Source organism: Desulfatibacillum alkenivorans DSM 16219, assembly GCF_900142135.1.
GTDB lineage: Bacteria > Desulfobacterota > Desulfobacteria > Desulfobacterales > Desulfatibacillaceae > Desulfatibacillum > Desulfatibacillum alkenivorans.
Genome location: NZ_FQZU01000076.1, coordinates 1 through 11,261, shown reverse-complemented (window position 1 = coordinate 11,261; position 11,261 = coordinate 1). Strand labels below are relative to the sequence as shown.

The following is an 11,261-nucleotide window of genomic DNA, read 5'->3' as shown; positions in this document are numbered from 1 at the left end:
GCCGCGAGGCAACTCCAAATATTTTGACAGCCATCGCTTTCGTTTTTTGCCGAAATTCTCAATTTGCTCGTATGTGTCAGCCCCGGATACCACGGCGCATATGGCCATGACGATGATGTCTATTAGTTTATGCAGCGCGTTATGATGCCGGGGATCTTGCACGGTCTCGAAATACTGGTCTATGGTGCGTTCTTCCATGAGCGCCTCCTTTGTTTAAGTCGCCCACAGACCTTACACCAGTGCTTTAAAAAAGTCTAGTTGAAAAATATTTATAAGTATTTCAAGTTATTATAGATGTGCTACCATATACTGCACCCTGAAGCCCGTCTTTTTTTACATGCGTATGCCCTGAGGAATTTGACGGTATATAAGGGATTCAATCTTGTTGGAATAGTGCTTGCCGGTTTTTGAAACGTTTTGCTGTCCAGAAACGCATGGACGATAAAACGCTGAGAACAGGGAATGCAACGAGAATACCTCCGGCAATCAAGGCGGCGTATCCCGCAGGCAGAGTTTCCATGGAATACACAAAGCAATGGAGAAACCAACCGGTCCAACAAGCCAAAGCCAGTTCCCCAACGAGCAAAACCCTGCGAGGCCATTTTCGACCTGAAAACCTGTTTTGAAGGAAAAAGAAAGGCAAGGGCCAAAAGAAGATGGAGAGTACACGCCAACAAAAGTCAAGGTCCTGCCATTCCAGCATTTGGGCGGGAATGAAATAGTGGTGCACCTTCAAATTGGGGCTTGTTCCTGGCCTTTTAGCCTTTGGAGCTGGCTCGGCTTGTTTGTCTAAATCGTCTGCCGAGGTGACGGAAGTCGGCGTCTTTTCGCCTGATTGGGTAACTGCTGCCGGCGATTTCGAATGAATGCGTTTTGTAGTTGCGCACCGGCTTAAGGGCAAAAAGAAGCAAATGATCAGGACGATGGCGGCCGCGTATTTCAAACGAATCATGGTATGCCCTCCTCCTTTTTTTACTTGTCTGGGTTTCCCTACAATTTTTGGGCCTTGGCCTTGGTTTTGCGGCGTTTTTTCTTGGAGCGAAAGCCGGGACCCTTTTTGCGGGTGTCGATGCGGCGCTCCTTGGAGCGGGGAACGTCGGCCTCCTGGGCGAAGTAAATGGCCTCCACAAGCCGGGATTGGAATTCCTGGCTGGAAACCGCGGCGGCGCCGCTGGCCTGCACCGTTTCGGCCACGTCCCGGTCCGAAGAAACCACAATGGCCCGCTCCCTTTCCTTGCGGGCCATGTTTTTGATTACGGAATCGGCCAGACGGCCGTGGGGAGAGTATTTGATGCGGATGCCTTTAATGGTATCGTTGCGGGTTTCGTATTCCGGGGCGTATTGGGCGTCGAAAACCACGGTGATCTTGTGCGCCTTGGCCTTTTTGTACATGGCCAGCATGCCGCACAAGTCGTCCCGGGCCTGCTCCAGCTCGTCCCCTCCAAACCCGTCCAATAGACCGAGGGCGTGGGCCAGGTTATACCCGTCTATGATCACATGGACGCTCAAAATAAAGGCCTTAAGCGTTTTTCAGCAGCGTGACGAGCCGGTCCAGATCCTGTTCGGAGTAGAATTCGATTTTAAGGGCGCCCCGCTTGCCGTTTTTGCTGATTTCCACCTTGGCGCCCAACTGGCGGGAGAGCTCTTCGCACAGGTGGTTCATGTATATGGCGTTGGAGTCGAGTTCGGTTGGCTTGGGTTTGGCGTCTTTGGCCTTTTTCAGGCGATTGACAAGAGATTCCGTGGCGCGGACGGAGAGGGCTTTTTTGACGGTTTCGCGATAGGCGGTCAACTGGTCGGAAGATTCCTCCAGGCCCAGGATGGCCCGGGCGTGGCCCATGGAGATGACGTTTTCGCGAATGCCGTCCTGGATCAGGCGGGGCAGATTTTTCAAACGCAGGAAGTTGGCCACGGTGGAGCGTTTTTTGCCGACTCTCTTGGCCACTTCCTCCTGAGTGAGGGAGCATTCCTCCATCAAGCGGTGGTAGGCTTGGCATTCTTCCAGAGGGTTTAAATTTTCACGCTGGATATTCTCCACGATGGTCATTTGGAGAACCTTTTCGTCCGAGGCTTCCACCACGATCACCGGAACCCGGGACAGACCGGCCATTTTGGAGGCTCGAAGGCGCCTTTCTCCGGCTATCAGTTCAAATAATTCCTGCTGATTTTTCCGAACCACCAGAGGCTGGATCACGCCTTGTTCCGCAATGCTTTCCGACAGTTCAGCCAGCTCTTCCTGGGAAAATATGGTCCGGGGCTGGAATTGGTTGGGAACGATGTCGTCCACGTCGCACTCAAAGAAATTCTCCGGGGATTCCTTGGCCTCCACCGGTACATCCGGAAGAAAGGCGTCCAGCCCGCGCCCCAGGACGTTTCTTTTAGTTTTTTTTGTTGAATCGGTTTTTTTCATTATCTATTTCACCAAAGTATTTTACCCAAAGGCCATGACTTCCTTAGCCAGATTGAGATAACTGGCCGCGCCTGTGGAGGTTTTGTCGTAAAGGACTATTGGCTTCCCATGGCTTGGGGCCTCGCCCAAACGAACATTCCTTGGAATTCTGGTTTTAAACACCACATCTTTAAAATGCCCCAGGACGTCGTCCGCCACCTGGTTGGATAAATTGGTCCGGGAATCGAACATGGTCAGCAAAATACCTGCAATGCCCAAGCGGGGGTTCAGGGAGCCCTTGATACGGCGGATGGTGTTAAACAACTGGCCCAAGCCCTCCATGGCGTAAAATTCGCATTGCACAGGCACAATCATGGCCGTGGCCGCGGTCATGGCGTTGATGGTCAACAAACTTAAGGACGGCGGGCAATCCAGGACCAGATAGTCGAAATCGCTGACAAGGGCGGCCAGGGCCTTTTTCAGGGCGGTCTCCCGATGGTCGCTTTCAATAAGCTCAATTTCCGCGCCGATCAATTCCATTTTCGCGGGCAGGACGCAAAGAGTATCAATTTCTGTATTGATAACCAGGTCCTGAGACTCGGCCATGCCGATGAGGGCGTGATACAAGCTTTGCTCCAGGCTGCTTTTGTCAATGCCCATGCCCGTGGTGGCGTTTCCCTGGGGATCGCAATCAACCAGCAGGGTTTTTTTGTTCGCGACGGCCAACGCAGCGGAGAGGTTGACAGCCGTGGTGGTCTTGCCCACGCCGCCCTTTTGATTGGCTATGCAGATCACTTGTCCCATAGTTTTGTTCCTAACATAAAAAAAAATCTTTGGAAAGCCGATTGAATTGCTCAAGGCCTAATTAACTGTAGATTCGAGCAGTTCCAAGGCATGCTGACGGGATGTCTCCGTAATATTGCCGCCGGCCAGCATCCGGGCGATTTCATCCACCCTGGCCGGCCCGTCCAACGGGGTGAGCATGGACTGAGTCCGCCCTCCCGATACTCTTTTCGCGATGTTCAGGTGCCGGCCTGCAAACCGGGCGATTTGGGGGAGGTGGGTGATGCAAATCACCTGATGGCTGCTGCTCAGGGCCATGAGCTTCTCACCCACGGCGTCCGCCACCGCGCCTCCGATTCCGGCGTCCACTTCGTCGAATATAACAGTTTTTACGGCGTCGGTCTTGGCAAGAATGACCTTGAGGGCCAAAACCACCCGGGAAAGCTCGCCGCCGGACGCAATATCTTTTAAGGGCCGCAATTCTTCGCCCACGTTGGGGGCGATCATGAACTCCGCCCGGTCCATGCCCGAGGCTTCCACTCCATGGCCGTCCACGCAAAGGGGGCCGTCTCCGTTCCTGGGGGCGGGATAAAAGGACAAATCAACCTCAAACAAGGTTTTGCCCATGCCAAGGGATTGCAGCTCTTTGGAAACCGCCTTGGCAAACCCGGCCGAAGCCTTGGCCCTCTTGGCCGACAGATCCTTGACCGTTTTGGCCAGTTGGCCCCCAAGATCGTTCACCAGGTTCCGGGCCTCCTGGACGTCGCCGGAAGCGGACTGGAGCTTATCCAGCTTCTTCCCGATATCCCGGTAAAAGGCCTCCACAGCCTCCAGGGACCCGCCGTATTTGCGTTTGAGCCTGGACAAAAAGTCCAGCCGGTCCTCCACCTCCTCCAAACGCTGGTCGTCCATCTGGATCGTGTCCAAGTGGACCCGAAGCTCCGAGGCCAAATCCTCCAGCCCGAACATCTTGTCTTCCAGGATGGCGGTAAAGCTTTCCAGCGTGGGGTCCGCGTCTGCGGCCTGATGCATCCCTTTGAGGATCATGCCAAGTTGATCCACCACGGCGCCCTCGCCGCCGTAAAGGACTTCAACCGCCCCGGACAAGGTTTGCTGAAGCATTTCCGCGTTTCTAAGGCGCTTCTTCTCCGCTTCCAGGTCTTCGTCTTCGTCAGGCTGAATGGCCGCCTTTTCGATTTCGTCCTTCTGGAAATATAAAAGGTCCCGCTCCTTGGCGTCCTGCTCTTGGGAGGCTTCCAACTTTTTCAAGCGGGCCACGGCCTCCGAGGTCTGGTTAAACAGATCTTCAGCCTTTTCCCGCAACGGAACGAGACCGGCGAACTGGTCCAGAACCAAAAGGTGCATATCTTCCTTCAACAGCCCCTGATGGGCGTGCTGGCCCGATATGCTGGCCAGGGAGGCTGTTATCTCGCCCAAGGCCGTCATGGTGGAAAGGCGGCCGTTTATGTAAACCCGATGCCGATTATTGGCGGAAATCACCCTGCGGACCATGAGCCCGTCTTCAGGAACGTCCCCTTGCTCTGCAATAAAGCGCGCCGCCGAAGAGTCCGAATCTACATAAAAAAGAGCTTCCAGCTCCGCTTCCTTGGCGCCGGTCCTGACCATCTTGGGCGTAGCCCGGGCGCCCAACAGCAGGTTGACCGCGTTGATAAGGATGGATTTCCCCGCGCCGGTTTCTCCGGTTATGGCGGTAAGGCCATCGGAAAAACGAACGGACAGGTCGTCTATGATGGCGAAATTCTTGATGGAAAGTTCAGCGAGCATGGGATTGTTTTCCGCCCGGACCAGAGATAATAACCAACGGAAATAATAGCAATTTGCTCTAATCTATAGGGTAATCCCGCCCCAAAGTCAATCCTTAAAAACGCCGTGGCCGAATCCTATTGGAATTCAGGAGGATGCACCAGGCCCGGCATTCGTCATTAATTGTCCGCTGTTTACGCAAGAGGAGCGAAGCGTAGGTCCATATGTAAAAATAGCCCTCTATTGAGAAAGATTTTGAAGAATAAACAGCGCTTCTTCAATGCCGAACCGGCCGTCATAGTGCAGGGCGTAGCTCCGGTTTATAGGAACCCCGGCCGGGCGGCCGGACGAAATCCTTAAACAAATGATTGCATCGGCAAGGTCTGTTTTATTGTTGTTGTTAAGATCGCATGACCCGCGTTTTGGACACTTATTGCCTATGCCGTCCTGGTCATAATCCACTTGATATGTATTGAAAACAAAGGGGCAGTTGTCGCAGATATCGCCCACAGTATCGCCATCCACGTCTTCTTGGTCCTGATTTGCAGTCTGTGGGCAATTGTCGCAGGCGTCGCCGTAGCCGTCTCCATCTGAGTCGGTCTGGTCCTGGTCGGCGTCCACAGGGCAAATATCGCACTCATCGCCGACGCCGTCGTTATCCGCATCCGTTTGCAGGGCGTTTGCGTATAAAGGGCAATTATCCAAGGCGTCATCCACGCCGTCTCCATCATCGTCGCCGTCGCAAACATTGCCTATCCCGTCGGCGTCCGTATCCAGTTGTTCCGGGTTTGGGTCCTGGACGCAGTTGTCATAGTCGTCGCCCACGCCATCCAGGTCTTCGTCTGGGAGCAAACACAAATAACCAATGGCGTTTTCTCCATGGACCATCTGGGGAATCGCCCTGTCAGTATGGGTACCATCACCTAACTGGCCATCCGAATTCATTCCCCACGCCCATACGGAGCCATCGGCCTTCATGGCCACGGAATGGAAGGTTCCACCGTCCAGGGACTTCACATCAACCGGGTTCTCTATGGGAGCGGGCGCGGTCTTATGGTTGAGCGAGTCGTCGCCCATTTGGCCGTAACTGTTCCCCCCCCAGGTCCAACATGAACCGTCCGATCCGTACGCCAAGGAAAAGAAGGATCCAGCGGCGATTCCCGCGACTCCTGATATCCCCGGAACCTGGACGGGCGCCGCACTATGGTCTGCGGCCCCGATTCCAAGCTGCGAATAGACATTCTCTCCCCACGCCCAGACCGTGCCGTCCGATTTGAGCGCCAGTGAGTGGAACCAGCCGCCCGCAATGTCCGTCATGCCGGTGAGGCCGGATACTATACCAGGGGAGAGGCGACCCTGATCCGTTCCGTCGCCAAGTTGGAATTGACGATTAAACCCCCATGCCCAAACCGTGCCGTTGGATTTTATGGCCAGGGAATGGTAATCGCCGCCGACGGCCGTTATTACATTGCCAAAATCAATAACCCGCACAGGAATGTTTCTGTCCCTCGTGGCTCCATCCCCAAGCCTACCGTATGAATTTTTTCCCCAAGCCCACAGCGATCCGTCGGGTTGTATTGCAAACGAGTGGTCTCTGCCCGCCGCAATGGCTTTAATGCCGGACAGAACGGAAACCTTTACAGGGATCGGTGAGTCCGTGTTGGAGGCGTCCCCAAGTTGTCCGGAATGGTTGCGCCCCCAGGCCCAGACCGTGCCGTCGGATTTAAGCGCTACTGAATGGGAATAGCCGCTGGCGACGGCCACGATGGAATCAAGGCCGGATACCTGGATGGGAATGGAACTGCTTATGCACGTTCCGTTTCCCAGTTGGCCATAGTCGTTGGCCCCCCAAGCCCAGACCGTGCCGTTGGATTTAAGGGCTAATGCACAGTATGCATAGCTTGAAACCATGGGGTCCGGGTTTCCGCATCCCATGAGGCCCGGTTCGCTCTTGAAAAAGTCATTCGGGCAATTATCGCAAATATCGCCCACGCCGTCGTTATCCGAGTCAGCCTGATCGCCGCTTGCCGTCAAAGGGCAATTATCGCATTCATCGCCGATGCCGTCGCCGTCCGTGTCAAGATTATCGGGATTGGCAGTGGAGATGCAATTGTCGCAGACATCGCCGACTCCATCGTTATCGCCGTCGGTTTGATCTTCATTTTCTGTCTGTGAACAATTATCGCAAATGTCTCCCACTCCGTCATTGTCCGCGTCGCTGAGGTTTGAGTCTGCGGTTTGCGGGCAGTTGTCGCAGGCGTCTCCGTATCCATCTCCATCCGAGTCAGCCTGGTCCTGGTTGGCGTCCAGGGGACAATTGTCGCAGGCGTCTCCCATGAGGTCGTTGTCCGAGTCCGTCTGAAGCTCATTTGGAGTTAAAGGGCAATTGTCTGTGGCATCATCCACGCCGTCATCATCATCGTCGCTGTCGCAGGTATTGCCCATGCCGTCGGCGTCCGTATCCACCTGATCCTGATTCGGCTCCTGGAGGCAGTTGTCAAAGTCGTCGCCCACGCCGTCAATGTCTGCGTCCGAAAAAAGACAAAGATATCCGGCATCGCCTTCCCCATGAACCGGCAAAGGCCAGGACCTGTCCGTCTCGCTTCCGTCCCCAAGCTGCCCGTGTTCATTTTTTCCCCAGGCCAGAATCGTTCCATTGCTTTTCATGGCGAGGGAAAACTCCTCTCCCGCCGCAAGCATGACCACGTCGGCCGCCCCGGTGACTTTAACGGGCACGTTGCTGGGATCGTAGGGCGGGTATCCAAGCTGGCCGCCCCAATTAAACCCCCACGCCCAAACAGCGCCGTCGGACGTCCTGGCCAGGGCGTGATCTTCACCGGCGGCGATTGCCGTAACATTGCTTATTATTGTGACCTGAACCGGAGTCAAACGGTCTGTATACGTTCCATCTCCAAGCCTCCCGCTCATATTTTCGCCCCACGCCCAAAGGAGGCCGTCCGACCTGAGCGCCAGGGAAAAATCCTGCCCGGCGGCAATGGAGACGACATCGCTAATATTTTCAACCTGTACTGGGATGCTTCGGTTTTCAAGGGTTCCATCTCCCAGTTCGCCGCAGTTGTTGCGCCCCCACGCCCAGACCGTGCCGTCGGATTTCAATGCCAATGAGTGGCTGAGTCCGGCGGCAATCGCCTTTACATCATCCAAATTCGAAACTCGCACAGGAGCGAGGGCGTCTGTTTCCGAACCGTCTCCAAGCCGCCCGTAAGTATTACACCCCCACGCCCAGACCGCGCCCCCGGCCTCCAGGGCCAGTGCATGGATGCTTCCGCCCTCAATCGCCTTGATATTTTCGATGTTTACAACCTGCACTGGATGGTCTTTGGAAGAATCGTATCCTGTTCCAAGCTGGCCCCTATAACCGGAGCCCCATGACCAGACCTTGCCGTCGCTTTTCAAGGCCAGCATAAAATTGCCGCCGGCAGAAATTGCTTTTACATCGTCAAGGTCCAGAACCTGCACAGGATAGTTGCGGAATAAAACACTGGTTCCATCGCCGAGAGTATCAAAACCGTTATATCCCCATGTTCGGACGGTTCCGTCGCTTTTCAGGACTGCTGCAAATTTCGATCCTGCGGTGACCATCGGCTCTGTATTGCCGCAGCCACGGGGGCCGGGACTTGTTTTGAAAAAATCGTAGGGGCAGCCATCCAGGGCGTCTTCCACAAAATCGCCGTCGTCGTCGCTATCGCAGATGTCGCCGACCCCGTCGCCGTCAAAATCCGCCTGATCCGGGTTTTGGATATCCATGCAATTGTCGCAGGCGTCCGCAAACCCATCGCCGTCCGAATCAGCCTGATCCGGGTTGGCGGCCAAAGGGCAGTTGTCGCAGGCGTCGCCCAATGCATCGGAGTCGCTATTGGTCTGGTCCGGATTGTGGACCGAAATGCAATTGTCGCAGGCGTCGCCGTATCCGTCGCCGTCATCGTCCTGTTGGTCCGGATTCTTTGCCAGAGGGCAATTATCCATGGCGTCGCTTACGCCATCATCGTCGTCATCGCTGTCGCACGCATTACCCACGGAGTCGCCGTCCGTGTCCAACTGGTCCGTGTTTGCTTCAACAAGGCAATTGTCATAATCATCGCCCACGCCGTCGCTGTCTCCGTCAGAGAATATGCAGAAGTAGCCTGTCTCATAATCCTCTTTATAAACCAATGTGGGCGTATCAAATACGGGCTTATAAAAAGGGCCGCCTCCAAGCGATCCTGTGCCAAGCTGGCCGTAATAGTTTTCCCCCCACACCCATATGCGGCCGTCTGACTGCTGGGCCAGGGAATAGTTGCGTCCTGCAACAACGGAGGTGATATCGCTGAGGGTGCTAATCTGTGTAGGAGTGGTATAGAAAAGAGAAGAACCGGCTCCCGTTTGGTAATAATCATTGCCTCCCCAACCCCAAATTGTTCCATCAGACCTAAGTGCCAGGGAATGATAGTATCCTGCTGAGATCGCTATAACATCGTTCAGGCTTTCAACCCGCCCCGGCGTAAGCCGGCTATTATAAGGGCCGTCCCCTAACTGGTCCCAGGTGTACCCCCATGCCCAGACCCTTCCATCGGCGGTAAGGGCCAGCGTGTGGGCAATCCCCATTTTGATGGAACGAATGTTGCCAAACGAGGATACGGGCACGGGAACCAACGAGTTTGTTGTAGACCCGTCCCCCAATTGGCCGTATTCATTCTCCCCCCACGCCCATAGGCTGCCGTCGTTCTTGAGCGCAAAACCTTGACTATGTCCTGCGTAAATTGCCCTGGCGTTTTTTAGCAAAGGATTCTTAACCGGCAAAATATGGTTTTCCGTGGTTCCGTCCCCAAGCCGGCCGTCAATGTTCAGACCCCATCCCCACACCGTGCCGTCGGATTTCACGGCGAACGAACAAGCAGAGCCGGCGGCTATACTTTTTACATTTTCAAGGCCCAAAACCTGCACAGGGGTTTTCCGGTATGTACTGGTTCCGTCTCCAAGCGCTCCTTGGGTGTTTCGGCCAACGGCCCATACCGTCCCATCCGCTCTTAGCATCAGGGTGTGTCCCGATCCCACAGAAATGGCCTTGATATCATCGAAGAGGTTCATCCGGACTGGGACTGTACGCCGGATTGACGTTCCGTCTGCGAGCTGACCATCCGAATTTTCCCCCCAGCCCCAAAAAGAACCATCGGATTTAATTGCCACTGAAAAATGACTAACGGAAGCAATCATAGGCTCGATGTTCCCACAGCCCCTAATGCCAGGCTTTGCTTTATACATGTCTCCAGGGCAGTCGTCGCAGGCGTCGCCGTATCCGTCTCCGTCAGAGTCCGCTTGATCCTGGTTTGATGTATAGGGGCAATTGTCAAAGCCGTCCGCAATGGAATCGCCGTCGTTATCCAGGCAATAAGAGGCTGTGGGCATGACAAAACAAAAAAGCACAAGCCAAAGCATCAAAACAACGCGGGAGGAAAAGGCTGGCGCGGGATGCTTCCCTCGGCGGTTGTTCTGTTTAAAAGTAATTGAATTTATGTTTTTTTTCATTACACGTAAGCCTTGTTGGGTTGGCGTTTTGAAAAAAAGATTATAAAAAATAACTGCTGCAGCCACTGCACGGCGCCGTGGATTTTCAAACGCCGGCCGGTAAACGGATTAATAGCAATAGTTTGCCAGATAATGCCAAAAGCAACATACTTAAGAGTCAGATGGAATGCCTCGAATAACTGTAAAATAGTATCATATATTATCGGCAAAATCCACAATTCTGCAATGTTTTTTAGCGGAGCATAATGACGGATGCGTTCGTCAGGGGGCAGTTGGTCAATAGTGTATTTCAGGCTGTTTTTTATTGTGCCGGGGAACCCTTGAAGGCATCCCGTAAGGAATTATCGAAAAAGAGGCCTTTAATCAAAAGCGCTTTCTTTCTCTCTTCGATTTTTTGCCGATCTATATAGCCGCCCAATAGTTTTCTTTTCCGCTGAAAAAACTCCTGGCGCCTGCATTTCCTGAGGAATTATGATATAAGCCTGATTGTCGCTTGGCTGGGCCGGATGATTTAAATCATAGGCCGGCGGCTTCAATTTTTTTCCTGACTATTGATGATGGCCCGGCAAAAAGTTTCCGGGATTAATGCCCCCACAATCAGGGCCGGTTTTTTGTTGTTTTTATAGGGAATAATGCTTGCCGCAGGATCAGATTTATGCTACTATCCATAATTAATTCAAATAATTAATAGGAATACAATGATTCGAATCCGTGACAATAAGCAACTCCCCCTGTTCGACCCCTGGGCCTATCTCGGCCCCAAACGCAGAGCCATGCTGGACGCCTCCTGGGCCGGCCT

Annotated in this window: 7 protein-coding genes; all 7 read right to left on the bottom strand. The window is 53.9% G+C overall.

Going from position 1 to position 11,261, the window contains the following annotated elements:
• Positions 1–198 (bottom strand): transposase family protein (locus BUE18_RS26830; RefSeq protein WP_139264994.1); only part of this gene is annotated, 198 nt, incomplete at its 3' end.
• A gap of 178 nt (positions 199–376) precedes the next feature.
• Positions 377–952, bottom strand: coding sequence for a hypothetical protein (locus BUE18_RS26825; protein WP_073479202.1), 576 nt, complete (start codon positions 950–952; stop codon positions 377–379).
• Positions 953–990: 38 nt separating this feature from the next.
• Positions 991–1,509 (bottom strand): NYN domain-containing protein, encoded by a 519-nt coding sequence (locus BUE18_RS26820; RefSeq protein WP_073479201.1) that lies wholly within the window; start codon positions 1,507–1,509, stop codon positions 991–993.
• 10 nt (positions 1,510–1,519) lie between these two features.
• Positions 1,520–2,410: a ParB/RepB/Spo0J family partition protein gene (locus BUE18_RS26815; protein WP_073479200.1), complete on the bottom strand. Its 891-nt coding sequence runs from the start codon at positions 2,408–2,410 to the stop codon at positions 1,520–1,522.
• A gap of 21 nt (positions 2,411–2,431) precedes the next feature.
• Positions 2,432–3,193, bottom strand: coding sequence for a ParA family protein (locus tag BUE18_RS26810; RefSeq protein ID WP_073479199.1), 762 nt, complete (start codon positions 3,191–3,193; stop codon positions 2,432–2,434).
• Between the two features lie 57 nt (positions 3,194–3,250).
• Positions 3,251–4,957 (bottom strand): DNA repair protein RecN, encoded by a 1,707-nt coding sequence (gene recN, locus BUE18_RS26805; protein WP_073479198.1) that lies wholly within the window; start codon positions 4,955–4,957, stop codon positions 3,251–3,253.
• Positions 4,958–5,176: 219 nt separating this feature from the next.
• The gene (locus tag BUE18_RS28855) at positions 5,177–10,342 is read right to left on the bottom strand and encodes an RCC1 domain-containing protein (protein WP_425290534.1); all 5,166 of its coding nucleotides are present in this window, start codon (positions 10,340–10,342) and stop codon (positions 5,177–5,179) included.
• Positions 10,343–11,261: the final 919 nt, after the last annotated feature.

Bases quoted from the DNA above. Each gene is read 5' to 3' on its own strand.
- recN (WP_073479198.1), bottom strand. From the start codon at position 4,957: ATGCTCGCTGAACTTTCCATCAAGAATTTCGCCATCATAGACGACCTG.
- BUE18_RS28855 (WP_425290534.1), bottom strand. From the start codon at position 10,342: ATGCCCACAGCCTCTTATTGCCTGGATAACGACGGCGATTCCATTGCG.
- BUE18_RS26810 (WP_073479199.1), bottom strand. From the start codon at position 3,193: ATGGGACAAGTGATCTGCATAGCCAATCAAAAGGGCGGCGTGGGCAAG.
- BUE18_RS26815 (WP_073479200.1), bottom strand. From the start codon at position 2,410: ATGAAAAAAACCGATTCAACAAAAAAAACTAAAAGAAACGTCCTGGGG.
- BUE18_RS26825 (WP_073479202.1), bottom strand. From the start codon at position 952: ATGATTCGTTTGAAATACGCGGCCGCCATCGTCCTGATCATTTGCTTC.